Below are 14,877 nucleotides of genomic sequence, written 5' to 3'. Positions count from 1 at the left end.
CGAATTGGCCATATTGGTGTGGCAGCGGAAGGTTAGCAACCGGCGCTTTCAATGGACCAGGAACGTTCAGGCTTCCGCATCGCAGTCTTGTGATGCGGGGCAGGATTTTCCGATGTGCCGGGAGAACGAATGGATAGGGATCTGCGTTACGGCGCAGTGATATCGCAAAGCGCCGCGCTTCCTTGCATGCGGCATTCAGTGGTTGGGACTATGTCGAAGAAAAACGGAAATGAAGCTCTCTCGCGCCGCGCTTTCCTTGCGTCCGCGGCAACGATTGGCGCCAGCGCTATGGCCGCGCCGGCATTGGCGCAGTCGGCGCTCGATACGCTGATCAACGCGCCGCGCCGCGGCAACTGGGACGACCAGTTCGATGCCAAGGCGGCTTCGCGCACGGCGACCGCCGTCGTTTCCAATACGCCGATCCTCGGTCCCCAATCGGTCGCGAGCGCACAGCAGGCGATCATGCAGTATCAGCAGATTGCGGCAGCCGGCGGCTGGCCGGAAGTCAATCCCGGTGATCAGCGCCTGCAGCTCGGCGTTTCCTCTCCCGCCGTCCAGGCGCTGCGCCAGCGCCTTGCGATCACCGGCGACCTGCCGCGCGAGGCAGGCATGTCGAACGCCTTCGATTCCTATGTCGACGGCGCCGTCAAGCGCTTCCAGGCGCGTCACGGCCTGCCGTCCGACGGCGTTCTCGGCGAGTTCACGCTGAAGGCGATGAACATTCCGGCCGATGTCCGCCTGCAGCAGTTGAACACCAATCTGGTCCGCCTGCAGACCTTCCCGGAAGATCTTGGCCGCCGCCACCTAATGGTCAACATTCCGGCCGCCTATGTCGAGGCCGTCGAAGACGGCAGCGTTGCGACGCGCCACACCGCGGTCGTCGGCCGTCTGAGCCGACCGACGCATCTCGTCAACTCGAAGATCTACGAAGTCATCCTCAACCCCTACTGGACCGCGCCGCGCTCGATCGTCGAAAAGGACATCATGCCGCTGATGCGCAAGGATCCGACATATCTCGAAAAGAACGCGATCCGCCTGATCGACGGCAAGGGCAATGAGGTTTCTCCGGAGACTGTCGATTGGAACGGCGAGGCGCCGAACCTGATGTTTCGCCAGGACCCGGGCAAGATCAACGCCATGGCGTCGACGAAGATCAACTTCTACAACAAGAACGGCGAGTACATGCACGACACGCCGCAGCAGGGCCTGTTCAACAAGCTCATGCGTTTCGAATCGTCGGGCTGCGTCCGCGTTCAGAACGTGCGCGACCTGTCGACCTGGTTGCTGCGCGAGACGCCGGGCTGGAACCGCCAGCAGATGGAACAGGTGATCGCAAGCGGCGTCAACACGCCGATCAAGCTCGCCACCGAAGTTCCGGTCTATTTCGTCTACATCTCCGCCTGGGGCATGCCCGACGGCATCGTCCAGTTTCGCGACGACATCTATCAGATGGACGGCAATGCCGAGCTCGCACTCGACACCACGGCCGGCATGGAACAGCCGGTTCAGTAAGCGGCGACCTCAGCATCGTGATTTTGAGAACCGCGCCTCGAGGGCGCGGTTTTTTTATGCCGGGCAGGGCGCTGCGTCATGCGGCCGCCATTCATCGGCGCCGCGCTGTCGCAAAATGGCCGGAGCGCGCGCTTTGCTCAGCAAATGTCGTTCTTCGTATTGCCCTTGCCACGGCGGAAGGCTAATACCTCAGCGCATTCCAGTTGAGGAGCCCGCCCATGACCAATGCTTCCACCGAATCCTTCTTCAATCGCTCGCTTGCGGACGTTGATCCGGAAATTTTCGGCGCGATCGGAAAGGAACTCGGTCGCCAACGGCACGAGATCGAACTGATCGCTTCCGAGAACATCGTCTCCCGCGCCGTGCTGGAAGCCCAGGGCTCCATCATGACCAACAAATATGCCGAGGGTTATCCGGGCAAGCGTTATTACGGCGGCTGCCAGTTCGTCGATATCGCCGAGGAACTGGCGATCGAGCGCGCCAAGAAGCTGTTCGGCGTCAATTTCGCCAACGTCCAGCCGAATTCCGGCTCGCAGATGAACCAAGCCGTGTTCCTGGCGCTGCTGCAGCCCGGTGACACCTTCATGGGTCTCGACCTGAATTCGGGCGGCCACCTGACGCATGGTTCGCCGGTCAACATGTCGGGCAAGTGGTTCAACGTCGTTTCCTACGGCGTGCGCGAAGGCGACAACCTGCTCGATATGGATGAAGTCGCCCGCAAAGCCGAAGAGCACAAGCCGAAGCTGATCATCGCCGGCGGCACCGCCTATTCCCGCATCTGGGACTGGAAGCGCTTCCGCGAGATCGCCGACAGCGTCGGCGCCTATCTGATGGTCGACATGGCTCACATCGCCGGCCTCGTCGCCGGTGGCCAGCATCCGTCGCCGTTCCCGCATTGCCATGTCGCGACGACGACGACGCATAAGTCGCTGCGCGGCCCGCGCGGCGGCGTCATCCTCACCAATGAAGAGGATCTCGCCAAGAAGTTCAATTCGGCTGTCTTCCCGGGCCTGCAGGGTGGTCCGTTGATGCACATCATCGCTGCCAAGGCCGTCGCCTTCGGCGAGGCGCTGCAGCCGGAATTCAAGGATTACGCCGCTCAGATCGTCAAGAACGCCCGGGCGCTGGCCGAGACGCTGATCGCAGGCGGCCTCGACGTCGTCTCCGGCGGCACCGACAACCACCTGATGCTCGTTGACCTGCGCAAGAAGAACGCCACCGGCAAGCGCGCCGAGGCAGCTCTCGGCCGCGCCTATATCACCTGCAACAAGAACGGCATTCCCTTCGACCCGGAAAAGCCCTTCGTCACGTCAGGCGTGCGTTTGGGCGCACCGGCCGGCACGACGCGCGGCTTCAAGGAAGCCGAATTCCGCGAGATCGGCAATTTGATCGTCGAGGTTCTCGACGGCCTGAAGGTCGCCAATTCCGATGACGGCAACGCCGCCGTTGAAGCCGCCGTGCGCGGCAAGGTGGTCAACCTCACAGACCGCTTCCCCATGTATGGCTACATGGGGTAAGGAGTAGCGATGCGCTGCCCCTATTGCGGTTCGGAAGATACCCAGGTCAAGGATTCGCGTCCGGCGGAGGACAACACGTCCATCCGCCGGCGGCGTATCTGTCCGGATTGCGGCGGCCGCTTCACCACCTTCGAGCGCGTCCAGCTGCGCGAGCTGATGGTCATCAAGAAGACTGGCCGCAAGGTGCCCTTCGATCGTGACAAACTGGTGCGCTCCTTCGAAGTGGCGCTCCGCAAACGCCCCGTCGAGCGGGATCGCATCGAGCGCGCCGTTTCCGGCATCGTCCGCCGGCTTGAGAGTTCCGGCGAGACGGAAATCTCCTCCGAGCAAATCGGCTTGCAGGTGCTGGAAGCCATGAAGAGCCTCGACGATGTCGGCTTCGTGCGTTACGCCTCGGTCTACCGGGATTTCTCGCTTGCCGAGGATTTCGAGAAGGTCATTTCCGAAATCAACGCCAAGATCGCCCGCGACCCGCTGGACAGATGAGCCATGAGAGTCTCGGCGGAGGACGAAGGTTTCATGGCGGCGGCGATCCGCCTATCGCGCCGGCATCTCGGCCGTACCGCCACCAACCCTTCCGTCGGCTGCCTGATCGTTCGTGACGGCGTCGTCGTCGGCAGTGCGGTCACGGCTCTCGGCGGCCGCCCGCACGCCGAGCCGCAGGCGCTCGCCGAAGCCGGCGAACTCGCCCGTGGCGCCACCGCTTATGTGACGCTCGAACCCTGCTCGCACCACGGTAAGACGCCACCTTGCGCAGAGGCGCTGATCGCCTATGGCATTGCCCGCGTTGTCGTCAGCGTCACCGATCCTGACCCGCGCGTCTCGGGCCGCGGCATCGCGATGCTGCGCAACGCCGGCATCGAGGTGACGCCAGGCGTGCTGGAAACAGAGGGCCGGCGCTCGCTGGCCGGCTATCTCACCCGCCAAACGAAGAACCGCCCCTATGTGACTCTCAAGCTTGCCGTTTCCGCCGATGGCATGATCGGCCGTGAGGGGAAGGGCCAAGTGGCGATCACAGGTCCGGAGGCCCGCGCTGAGGTTCAGACGCTGCGCGCCGAAACCGACGCGATCCTCGTCGGCATCGGCACCGCGATAGCAGATGACCCGCTTTTGACGGTGCGCACGCCAGGCCTCGAAGCACAGTCGCCGATCCGCATCGTCCTTGATCCCGCGCTGGCATTGCCGTTGACGAGCAAGCTGGTTCAGACGGCGCGGGACGTGCCGGTGATTGTGGTGGCGAGGGAAGAGGTTTCGCCGTTGGGGGCGGATGCTGGGGCGCCGACCACTGACCCCGCCGACATGGACTCCCGCCGCACCGCGCTCGAAGCCGCCGGCGTCGAAATTGTCTACTGCAATCCTTATCACCCCGAGGTCCTGCTCCCGGCGCTTGCGACGCGGGGCATTTCTTCGCTTCTGGTCGAAGGCGGCGCAAAGACGGCGCGGCTATTCCTCGAAGCCGGTCTTGTCGACCACATCCAGCTCTATCAGGCGCCTGTCGCCCTCGGTGGGGGCGGTATTGAATCCCCGTTGCAGGCAACCGACATACCATCCGGTTTCATGCATATGAGCACGCGAATCTTTGGCGACGATCGCCTGGACGAATATGAAAGAGGGCTTTGATGTTCACCGGAATAGTCACCGATGTCGGTATAGTAGAATCCGTTTCCCCCCTGAAGGAGGGCATCAAGCTGCGCGTCGCGACCGCTTATGATCCCTCCACCATCGATATGGGTGCATCCATCTCCCATTCCGGCATCTGCCTGACCGTGACCGGCCTGCCTGATGAAGGCAGCAATGGCCGCTGGTTCGAGGTGGAAGCTTGGGAAGAAGCGCTGCGGCTGACGACGATCGGCACCTGGCAAGAAGGAAGCCGCATCAATCTCGAGCGGTCGTTGAAGATCGGCGACGAGCTCGGCGGCCACATCGTTTCCGGCCATGTCGACGGCAAGGCGGAAATCCTCTCGGTGACATCGGAGGGTGACGCCACCCGCTATCGCCTGCGTGCGCCCGAACATCTGGCGAAATTCGTCGCCCCCAAGGGATCGATCGCACTGGACGGCACTTCGCTGACCGTCAATGCTGTCGACGGCACCGATTTCGATGTCCTGCTCATCCGCCACACGCTCGACGTCACCACCTGGGGTGAGCGCAAGGCCGGCGATTTTGTCAATTTCGAAGTCGACACCATGGCGCGTTACGCTGCCCGGCTGGCGGAATTTCCGAGTGCGCGAGAAGCCGGAAACGTCTGATCCATACGGACGAACGCATAACTGCGAAAATCGCGGTCGATTTTGCAGTTATGCGGGTTGAAAGGGACAGCGCGTCTGGTCGGCCAGACAGTTCACCAATCCGGGGACAGCTTCCGCAGGTACTGGCCGTAGGCACTCTTGCCGAGCTTCTCCGCGAGCTTGGCGAGTTCGGCCTGCGAGATGTAACCCATGCGCCAGGCGACTTCCTCGGGACACGCGATCTTGAAGCCCTGGCGTTTCTCCAGGGTGCTGACGAAACCCGCGGCATCGTGCAGGCTGTCCGGCGTGCCGGTGTCGAGCCAGGCATAGCCCCGGCCCATCAACTCCACGAATAGCTGGCCGCGCTCGAGATAGGTGCGGTTGACGTCGGTGATTTCCAATTCACCGCGCGGTGACGGCTTCAGGTTGGCGGCGATATCGACCACCTGCTGATCGTAGAAATAGAGGCCGGTCACCGCCCAGTTCGATTTTGGCTCCTTCGGCTTCTCCTCGATCGACAGCGCATTCATCTTTTCGTCGAAGCCGACGACGCCATAGCGTTCCGGATCGGTGACATGATAGGCGAAAACTGTCGCGCCTTCGCGACGACTCGTGCCAGATTTCATGATTTCCGGCAAGCCGTGCCCGTAGAAGATGTTGTCGCCGAGAACGAGTGCCGAGCTGTCGCCGTGCACGAAGTCGGCGCCGATGATGAACGCCTGGGCGAGGCCGTCCGGGCTCGGCTGTACGGCATAGTTCAGCGAAATTCCCCATTGCGAGCCGTCGCCGAGAAGGCGCTTGAAGGCTTCGACGTCGTGAGGCGTGGTGATGATCAGCAACTCCCTGATGCCGGCGAGCATAAGCGTCGTCAGCGGATAGTAGATCATCGGCTTGTCGTAGACCGGCATCAACTGTTTCGAGACGGCCTCTGTGATCGGATGCAGACGTGTGCCTGTGCCGCCGGCGAGGATAATTCCCTTCATGCCAATCTCCTTAAAGACCTTTATTCAAAAGGTCTTGCATGACCACCATCATGGACTGCTTCCACTCCGGGAGTCGGATTCCATATGTTCTGGCGAGCTTGTCGCCGCTGAGACGCGAATTGGCGGGACGCATCGCCGCCGTCGGATAATCCGCCGTCGGGATGCGTTCGACCTCGACCTTTTTGCCGCCGGATTTATGAAGCTCCGCGAATATCTCTTCGGCGAAGTCCGCCCAGCTAGCTTCGCCGCTGCCGGTCAGGTGAAAGGTGCCGCGGAGCGATGGCGCAGGATCCGCTACGATGCGGGTTGCGATCGCAAGAACCGCGTCGGCGATGTCGAGTGCCGAGGTCGGGCATCCTGTCTGATCGGCGACAACGCGAAGATGATCGCGCGTCTCGGAAAGCCGCAGCATCGTTTTCAGGAAATTGGTGCCAAAGGGCGAATAGACCCAGGCAGTGCGCAAGATGACGTGGTTCGGGTTCACCGCCGCGACGGCCTTCTCGCCCGCGAGTTTCGAACGCCCATAGACGGAGATCGGCGCCGTAGCATCCTCTTCGGAATATGCGGTGGCCTTGTCGCCGCTGAAGACGTAGTCCGTCGAAATGTGGATCACCGGGACCTCGATCCGCGCGGCAGCCTCGGCAACCGCCCCGGCGCCGGTCGCGTTGACTGAGAAAGCAAGCTCGGCTTCGCTCTCGGCCTTGTCGACCGCCGTATAGGCGGCGGCCGAGACGATCAGATCTGGGCGCAGAGCCGAGAAGGCGGCCGCAATGCTTGTGGGATTCGCGAGGTCCATTTCCGGGCGCCCGACCGCACTGATGTCGACGTCCGTTTCGGCGCCACGTCTGAGCAGCGACTGAACGAGCTGGCCCTGTTTGCCGGTGACGGCAATGCGCATCGCTTATTGTCCTTTGAGAACGCCGAGGCGTTCGCCGGAGTAGACGTTCTCGCGCAGCGGCCTCCACCACCATTCGTTTTCCAAGTACCAGTGCACCGTCTTCTCGATGCCGGTTTCGAAAGTCTCTTGCGCCTTCCAGCCGAGTTCGCTTTCGAGCTTCGAGGCATCGATCGCATAGCGTGCGTCGTGTCCGGGCCTGTCCGTGACGTTGGCGATCAGATGTGCATGAGGTGCTTTGTCAGCGTAGACGCTGTCGAGGATCGCGCAAATGCGATGAACGACATCGATGTTCCGGCGCTCATTGCGGCCGCCGACATTGTATTTTTCCCCGGGGCGTCCTCTGGATGCGATCGTGAAAAGCGCGCGGGCGTGGTCTTCGACATAGAGCCAGTCGCGAACATTCGCGCCATTGCCGTAAACCGGAAGAGGTTTGCTCTCTAATGCGTTCAGGATCATCAGCGGAATGAGCTTTTCCGGGAAATGGAACGGGCCGTAGTTGTTGGAGCAATTGGAGACGACGACGGGCAGGCCATAGGTGCGGTGCCAGGCGACCGCCAGGTGGTCGCTCGCGGCCTTGGAGGCGGAGTAGGGCGAGGACGGATCGTAAGGCGTCGTCTCCGCGAAGAGGCCCTCGTCGCCGAGCGAGCCGTAGACCTCGTCCGTCGAGACATGCAGAAAGCGGAAGGCGCTCTTGCTGCGCGCGTCCAGCCCGTCCCAATAGTGCCGCGCGGCATCCAGCAGGCTGAATGTGCCGACGATATTGGTCTGAATGAAATCGGCAGCGCCCGAGATCGAGCGGTCGACATGGCTCTCTGCGGCGAGATGCATGACGATATCAGGGCGGAAGGACGCGAATGCTTCCTGCATCCTGGCGTGGTCGCAGATATCGGCGCGCAGGAATTGATAGTTCGGCGCCGATTCGACGGATTTCAGCGATGCCATATTGCCGGCATAAGTCAGTGCGTCGACATTCAGCACCTCGGCGCCGATCTCGCTGACAAGATGGCGCACCAATGCCGATCCGATGAAGCCCGCTCCGCCCGTGACCAGTATGCGCATCGACGATCAATCCTTGGGTTGCTGTGTTGAATAAGAAAAATGGCTTGGCAGATCGGCGAGCCGCGGCAGTGTCTTGTCTTTGTCGGACGACACTATCTCTCTCTCATCGAACGGCCAGCGAATGCCGATCATCGGATCGTTCCACGCGATGCCCCGATCATGCTGCGGGCTGTAGGGTGCGGTTACCTTGTAGCTGATAACGCTGTTCGGCTCGATCGTTACAAATCCGTGCGCGAAACCGGCCGGTATCCAGAGCTGCTTGCCAGTTTCCGGCGAGAGTTCCTGAGAGAGCCATCTGCCGAAGCTCGGCGATCCCTCGCGGATATCGACGACGACATCCATGATCCGACCGGCAAGGCAGCGCACCAGTTTGCCCTGGGCAAAGGGCGGGATCTGGAAATGCAGCCCCCGGACGGTTCCAGCCTGCGCCGAAAGCGACTCATTGTCCTGGATGAACGTGACGTTGGCCACATTTTCCCGGAACCAGGCATCCTTGAATACCTCGGAGAAGTAGCCGCGGTGATCGCCGAAGCGTGGCGGCGTGATTGCAACAATGCCCTCGATGGCTGCGGTCTCAATGCGCATGACTTACCTTTTCTGCGGCCTTCATGACGCTCATCAGCATGTCCGCCTGCGAGCGGCTCCGCATGGCCGCAAGGCCAGTCGCGGCAGTGGCATCGCGCTCGTCTGCGTCTGCGATCAGCCTGTAGCAGCGGTCGATCATGTCGTCATAGCGCTCAATTGCCAAGCCGCCGATAAAGGGCTGGAGGTCTGGATCGCGGCTATCACCTTCCGTCAGCACGCAAACGCGATTGGCGAGCAGATAGGAAATACGCACGATCTCGAAAACGCCACTCGCATAATGATGGATGTTTATGACGATCTTGGCGCGGGCAATCGCCGCATCGCGTTCCGCACCATAGATGTTAAAGAGATGCGCGACCTTGAGCCCGCTGTCGTTCAACGTCTTCAGGATATGGTGGCGGCGTTCGTTCATCGAGCCGTAGAAGAGGACGTCGATATCCTTGACGGGGTTGTGCTGGATTTGGCTCAGGCAACCGCTGTAACCGATTTCGAGGACACCGGCGTGATCGATGCCCTTGGCGGCAAGGTTTTCGCGGTTGCGCGGGCTGTAGTCGAGCACCGGCATCGCCCTCAGGATCGACATATAGCGCGAATTGATCCAGCTGCTTTCCTCGGACACCTGCTCGAGGTTGATGATGACGCTGTCCTTCGGCAGATGGGCGGCGATTTCGGCGGGGAGAAGATTGCCGCCGTAGATGATCGGCGCACGGCCTGCGAACGCGTTCATGTCGCGGACGATCGGTGCCGAGCCGCCGAGTTCCTCGAAGGCGCCTTGCAGGCCGAGCGCGACTTCGTCGAAGGCGTGGCTGTGATTGTAGTTTTCGGGCGTCACGATCCAGATGCAGTGACGGTCCTTGTGCGCCTGCCATCCGCCGGCAAAGGGCTGCAGCGGGTTGCGGAGCGGCTGCTCGATTTTCGGCGCGGCTGATATAGCGGGCCTTTCCATCCGTATCGGCTGCTGCGGCGTCGGGGTGGCGCCTGATGCCTGCGGAGCATAGGCGCGCATCAATTCGCGGCCGCCGATGAACTGGCCGCGCGGCATCCAGGCGGGCGGATCATCAGCCATCCAGATCAGATGCGGCTGCTTGATGAGCGGCTGGCGGCCTTCCTGCCACGAGGTCAGGAGCGCCTCGTCAAGGCTCTTCAGAAAGGCTTCCTTGGCGGCGAAGAGCCCATGCAGCAGACGGCCGAGGCGGATACCAAATTTCCATTCGAAATCGGCAAGGGCCGGCACGAAGGCGGCGATTTTCAATCCGGAGGCGGCAGCCTGCTGGACATAAAGCCCGAGCAGGCGCTCGATCACGAAGGGGCGCATCTTCGCATTGGCATCGCGCGAATAGTGAGCCGTGCCGGCATAGGCAGTACCCGCCGGCGTGCCGGCACGCGCTTGGTGTTCCAGCGATTCGAGAATGCGTTCGCAAAAGGCGAAATACCCGGACCAGAATTTCCGGTTGCCGCAGAAATAGTTGCAGAACGCGAAGGCAGTCTTGTCCTGAGGCGGCGCGATCGGATAGCCGAGGTTCTGGATATGCAGGAAGATCGGGTCCATGCCGGGATGACCGCCAAGCAGCGAATGTTCCCAAACGTTGCTGTAGATCGCCGCGTGGCCGATCAGCGGATTGTAAAGATAGGCGTCCGCACCTTCTGCCCTGGCCTTTTCCGCCTCCGTGACAAAGGACGGGAAGCTCGTCACCGACTTCATCTCGAATTTGCTGGAGAGCAGCCCCCAGAATACGTCGTCGCCGAGGCCGATCGCCTCGTGATGCTGATACAGGGTGCGGAAGAGTTCATATTCGCGGGTCGTGGCCTGCGTATTGAACGAGATATCGAGCGGCATGGCCGCTGCGTCGATCTGGCTGCGTTGCGAAGGGTCGAGATAAGGTTGATAGATAATGACAGATCCCGTCACGGCAGCTTTCTCCGTGAGAAGCGCCAGATCAGGAAGACCGGCCGGCAAAGAAGAAATGGGCTGATTGATCGTCAAGGTATCGTCCTTCGCGAATAGCTGCCGTCTTCGTGATTCACGATACGGCATTCGTATGGGGGTCGACTATTGGACGTGAAGCTTGCGCCACACTGTTGACAGGAATTTCGCTGGTCAGCTTCGCAACAGGTTAAGCCCTGATGTTCGTACCAGGCCCATTTCCGAGATAGGGCCCAACCCTGGACGGCGTCATGAAAAACGAAAAGATCTACGTAACGAAGCCCAGCCTGCCGCCGCTTGAAGAATTCATTCCTTCGCTTGAAGCGATCTGGAGCAATCGCATCCTGACCAATGGCGGGCCGTTCCATGAGCAACTTGAGCAGGAGCTCTGCAATCATCTCGGCGTGAAGCACATCAGCCTCTTTTCAAACGCTACCGTTGCGCTGCTGACGGCGCTTCAGGCGCTCCGCGTCACGGGCGAAGTCATCACCACGCCTTATTCCTTCGTGGCCACTTCGCATTCGCTTCTCTGGAACGGCTTAAAGCCCGTCTTCGTCGACATCGACCCGGTGACCCTCAATCTCGATCCAGCGAAGATCGAGGCGGCGATCACACAGCAGACGACGGCGATCATGCCGGTGCATTGCTACGGCCACCCTTGCGACGTCGATGCGATCCAGAAGATCGCCGATCTCTACAATCTCAAGATCATCTATGATGCCGCCCATGCCTTCGGCGTGGAAGACGAACGGGGAAGCGTTCTCAATCACGGCGACCTCTCCATCCTGAGCTTCCATGCGACGAAGGTTTTCAACACATTCGAAGGCGGAGCCATCATCTGCCCGGACATCAAGACGAAGACCCGCATCGACCAGCTGAAGAACTTCGGTTACGTCGATGAAGTGACCGTGGTGGCGCCGGGCACGAACGGCAAGATGAGCGAGTTCAACGCTGCGCTCGGCCTGTTGCAGCTGAAATACATCAAGTTTGCACTCGAAAGGCGGGAGCTCATCGACGGTGCATACCGCGAGCGGCTCCGCGGCGTTGCGGGCATTGAATGCCTGAACCGTTCCGGCGAGACCGTCTCCAACTTCTCTTATTTCCCGATCCTCGTCCGCGCTGGCTATCCCATTTCACGCGACGGGCTCTACGAGTTACTGAAGGAAAACGGCATTCATCCGCGCCGCTATTTCTATCCGCTGATTTCAAGCTTCTCGATGTATCGCAGCCTGCCTTCCGCCCAGCCGTCGAACCTGCCGGTCGCAAGCGAAGCAGCACTACAGGTGCTCTGCCTTCCTATCTATCCGGACATGGAGATGGAGATCGTCGACAAGGTCTGCGGGCTGATCCAGTCGGTTTAAAACACGATCTGCCGGATGTCATGTCGCACCGCAGATAGAAACGATCTGCTATGCGGTATCCCTCGCCAATAGGCCAGGCGGCCTCCCTTGTCAGCAGGATTTGGAACGCGGGGCCTGCCAAACAAGAAATTGCGAAACCGCGCATGCAGCCGGCAACTCACAAGAAAACGGCGTGACCATCGATCACGCCGTTTTCTTCATCCTGTAGACGACAGATTAGAGTGCCAGTTGCGGAGCCTGGATTTCGAGCCGCTCTGTCACAGGGCGCCGTACGCCCCGCGGCTCAATTTCGATCCAGCGCTTTTCCAGCCGCGAGCGTTCGATCGCTTCCAGCAGCCGCAGTCCTTCTTCCGCCTCATCGAGCCCGAGCACATAGGGATGGGGCAAGCGTGCGCTATTGGTCTTGCGCTGCAGGAGGGCGTCCGCAAGATCGGCATAATAATTCGCGAAGGCTTCGATGAAGCCCGAAGGATGACCCGCCTTGAACCGCTCATAGCGGCTAGCGTTGGCGATCATGATATCCGGGCTGGCGCGATCGAGGATCTGCTTGCGGCCGTTGCGGTCGTAGAAATGGGCAACTTCGGGGGTTTCCTGAAGCCATTCGATTGATGCCTTGGAGCCATAGAGCCGCACACGCAGGCCGTTGCGTTGCCCGAGGGCTGTCTTGCCGTACCACATGCTGCAATGCAGGCCGCCGGCGCATCGCACGAGCGCCTGCACATTGTCGAGCACCTGCGGGAAGTTGCCGAAACTCTGGCTGGTCGCGCAGACTTCTTCCGGCTCTCGCTGGGTAAGAAAATGAAGCAACGAGTGCACATGAACGCCGAGATCGAGCGAAACCGTCGGCACGGGACCGTCGCGCAAGCGCCAATCTTGTGGCGTCATCGGTGTCCCGTCGCGGCGGAAACGGAGGAAGCTCTCCTGCGGCATCTCAATATGGATCTGCTGCAATTCGCCGAAAACACCATGCTCGACCATGCCACGGATTTCGCGGAGCATGGGGTATCCCGTGTAATTGTAGGTTACGGCCAAAAAGGTCCCATTACTGCGCGCATTGTCGATCGTGCGCGTCTCGGCGCTCGAACCGGCAAGGGCCTTTTCCGAGATCACCGGAATACCCGCCTCGAGTGCGCCGACAACCTGCTTCGTATGCTGCTGCGTCGGCGTAAGCACGACGAGAGCATCGATGTTGCCGGCTTCTTTCGATAGCAAAGTATCGAAGTCGCCATGGCAGCGCTCCGGTGAAATGCGGTACTGTTCCGCCGTCTCGCGATTGATCTCCTCATGGCGGCTGAAGCAGCCAGCGACAAGATCGAATTTCTGATCAAGCTCGATTGCATCCCGATGAGCGCGGCCTACAGCAGAATTGACGGCGCCGCCCAGAAACGCGAGGCGCAGCTTTTCCGGTACTCCTTGGCTTGATCGGCTCATGCGAAGTCTCCTTGCATCGTTTGGAGCGAAATGAAGGTCTTGAAATCCGGCACCACCTTCAGCATCTCGTCTCGCGTCTCGAAGCGGGCGTAGAGGATGGCCAGCTTGTCGAACGGTGCCGAATTCATCGGCTTGCCGGTGGTCTTGAGTTGCGCGATGCGGACATCGGATGATGGAATGGAATGTGAGAAGGAAAACGGCGTCGAGGGCGTGTCGGAGGTGATGGTGTGGCGCCCAAAAAACAGCGGCGGTTTGAAGCGCGGATTGACTGAAAATTCCTCGCCCAGCAGCAGCGTTATGACGAGGTCGGCATAATCGATGCCGAGAGACTGATCCACAAGTGAGCCGTAAAGGTCACCCGGGCAGCGTCGCATGCATTCGACGATCCAGACATCGTCGCCATTTGACAGGAACTGCGTATGGATGAGGCCGTCCTGCAGTCCGAGCAGCTTGACGACACGCGCCATAATGGCACGCGTCTTCGAACGAACAGTTTCGGAGAGCCGCGACGGATGATTCGATGAATCGACCTGGTATGGGTAGATTGTGCAATATTCGTCGACGAAGACGTCGAAGACGATTTCCTGATCCTTGATGAAGGCGGAATGGCTGTGCAGGCTGCCTTCGACGAATTCCTCTATCACGATCTCCGCCGCGCGCGAGTTGCGCCGGGCGTCGGCGACGGCGTCGGTAAGTTCTGTCCTGTCGAAAACCTTCGTGACGCCACGACCGCTGAAACTGTCGCTTGGCTTCACAAGCAGCGGATAGCGCAGTTCGCCGGTCTCGACCGGCGAGTCTCCATGCAAGCGCACCGAACGTGGGGCAGGGATATCGTACTGCTCGGTGAAGCTGCGGAACGCCTGCTTCGTGTGAATGATCGTCGCGGTTTCCATGGAATCGAAGCGCGGGAATCCGAGCTTTCCGGCGACGAAGGTGGTCGACATATAGGCAACGTCGTTGCCGGTCGGCACGATGAAATCGAAATCGCCGTTCTCGACGAGGGAGAGCAACACGGTCGGATCGCTGTAGTCGATGAAATGCGACTGATCCGCATGCGCGTGGCAGGGCTCATCCGGCCGGTTTCCGCACACGGAAATATGCAGGCCGCGCCTCTTCAGGGCAAATAGAAGGGGAACTGCGCTGAAGTTGCTGCCGACCAGCAATGCTCTCTTGGTCATTCTCAAATCCCTCCCACATCCCCTGACGAGTTAGGGGCGTTGCGCATCAAACCGCTGGAGCTGCAGATCAACAGCTCTCTTCCATCCGCTTGCGGTGTTCAAAGACTCGAAAACGGACGCGGTGATCAAAATCATAAGCTGCGGGCGTTTCCCGAGGCTTGCTGATCGAGGCGGTTGACTTCCAATCGCTTCGATCAGTGT

Annotated in this window: 13 protein-coding genes; 6 read left to right on the top strand and 7 right to left on the bottom strand. The window is 60.5% G+C overall.

From position 1 onward, the window contains the following. Positions 1–210: 210 nt before the first annotated feature. From J7U39_RS11865 to J7U39_RS11845, 5 genes are all read left to right on the top strand, one after another. Positions 211–1,512, top strand: coding sequence for a L,D-transpeptidase family protein (locus tag J7U39_RS11865; protein ID WP_210628369.1), 1,302 nt, complete (start codon positions 211–213; stop codon positions 1,510–1,512). A 218-nt stretch (positions 1,513–1,730) separates the two neighbouring features. After that, entirely contained in the window at positions 1,731–3,029 is a 1,299-nt protein-coding gene (gene glyA / locus J7U39_RS11860; protein WP_210628368.1) for a serine hydroxymethyltransferase, read from the top strand. Between the two features lie 9 nt (positions 3,030–3,038). Next, entirely contained in the window at positions 3,039–3,515 is a 477-nt protein-coding gene (gene nrdR / locus J7U39_RS11855) for a transcriptional regulator NrdR (protein ID WP_003547190.1), read from the top strand. Between the two features lie 3 nt (positions 3,516–3,518). Then, the gene (ribD, locus tag J7U39_RS11850) at positions 3,519–4,649 is read left to right on the top strand and encodes a bifunctional diaminohydroxyphosphoribosylaminopyrimidine deaminase/5-amino-6-(5-phosphoribosylamino)uracil reductase RibD (RefSeq protein WP_210628367.1); all 1,131 of its coding nucleotides are present in this window, start codon (positions 3,519–3,521) and stop codon (positions 4,647–4,649) included. Beyond that, positions 4,649–5,278: a riboflavin synthase gene (locus J7U39_RS11845; RefSeq protein ID WP_210628366.1), complete on the top strand. Its 630-nt coding sequence runs from the start codon at positions 4,649–4,651 to the stop codon at positions 5,276–5,278. The genes ribD and J7U39_RS11845 overlap by 1 nt, the downstream gene beginning before the upstream one ends. A 92-nt stretch (positions 5,279–5,370) precedes the next feature. On the opposite strand, the gene rfbA is transcribed toward J7U39_RS11845, so the two are convergent. Genes rfbA through J7U39_RS11820 form a run of 5 tightly spaced genes read right to left on the bottom strand, consistent with a single transcriptional unit; the run spans position 5,371 to position 10,766 of the window. Further along, positions 5,371–6,240, bottom strand: coding sequence for a glucose-1-phosphate thymidylyltransferase RfbA (gene rfbA / locus J7U39_RS11840; protein ID WP_210628365.1), 870 nt, complete (start codon positions 6,238–6,240; stop codon positions 5,371–5,373). Between the two features lie 10 nt (positions 6,241–6,250). Further along, complete coding sequence (rfbD, locus tag J7U39_RS11835) at positions 6,251–7,138, bottom strand: dTDP-4-dehydrorhamnose reductase (protein WP_210628364.1); 888 nt, start codon at positions 7,136–7,138, stop codon at positions 6,251–6,253. A gap of 3 nt (positions 7,139–7,141) precedes the next feature. After that, positions 7,142–8,197, bottom strand: a complete 1,056-nt coding sequence (gene rfbB / locus J7U39_RS11830; protein WP_210628363.1) for a dTDP-glucose 4,6-dehydratase — start codon at positions 8,195–8,197, stop codon at positions 7,142–7,144. A 6-nt stretch (positions 8,198–8,203) separates the two neighbouring features. After that, positions 8,204–8,782 (bottom strand): dTDP-4-dehydrorhamnose 3,5-epimerase, encoded by a 579-nt coding sequence (gene rfbC, locus J7U39_RS11825; protein WP_210628362.1) that lies wholly within the window; start codon positions 8,780–8,782, stop codon positions 8,204–8,206. Beyond that, positions 8,772–10,766 (bottom strand): glycosyltransferase family 1 protein, encoded by a 1,995-nt coding sequence (locus tag J7U39_RS11820; RefSeq protein ID WP_210628361.1) that lies wholly within the window; start codon positions 10,764–10,766, stop codon positions 8,772–8,774. Before J7U39_RS11820 ends, rfbC begins: the two co-directional genes overlap by 11 nt. 191 nt (positions 10,767–10,957) lie before the next feature. Here J7U39_RS11820 and J7U39_RS11815 point away from each other — a divergent pair, with 191 nt between their 5' ends. Continuing rightward, on the top strand, positions 10,958–12,067 hold the full coding sequence (locus J7U39_RS11815; protein WP_210628360.1) for a DegT/DnrJ/EryC1/StrS family aminotransferase: 1,110 nt from the start codon (positions 10,958–10,960) through the stop codon (positions 12,065–12,067). A gap of 216 nt (positions 12,068–12,283) precedes the next feature. Here J7U39_RS11815 and J7U39_RS11810 read toward each other — a convergent pair whose 3' ends face one another. Then, the gene (locus tag J7U39_RS11810) at positions 12,284–13,498 is read right to left on the bottom strand and encodes a Gfo/Idh/MocA family oxidoreductase (RefSeq protein ID WP_210628359.1); all 1,215 of its coding nucleotides are present in this window, start codon (positions 13,496–13,498) and stop codon (positions 12,284–12,286) included. Beyond that, complete coding sequence (locus J7U39_RS11805; protein ID WP_210628358.1) at positions 13,495–14,676, bottom strand: ATP-grasp domain-containing protein; 1,182 nt, start codon at positions 14,674–14,676, stop codon at positions 13,495–13,497. The genes J7U39_RS11810 and J7U39_RS11805 overlap by 4 nt, the downstream gene beginning before the upstream one ends. Positions 14,677–14,877: the final 201 nt, after the last annotated feature.

The sequence above is a fragment of the Rhizobium sp. NLR16a genome (genome assembly GCF_017948245.1).
Taxonomy (GTDB): Bacteria; Pseudomonadota; Alphaproteobacteria; order Rhizobiales; family Rhizobiaceae; genus Rhizobium.
Note: the sequence above shows the minus strand (reverse complement) of the source record. Positions and strands in the feature narration are given on the sequence as shown.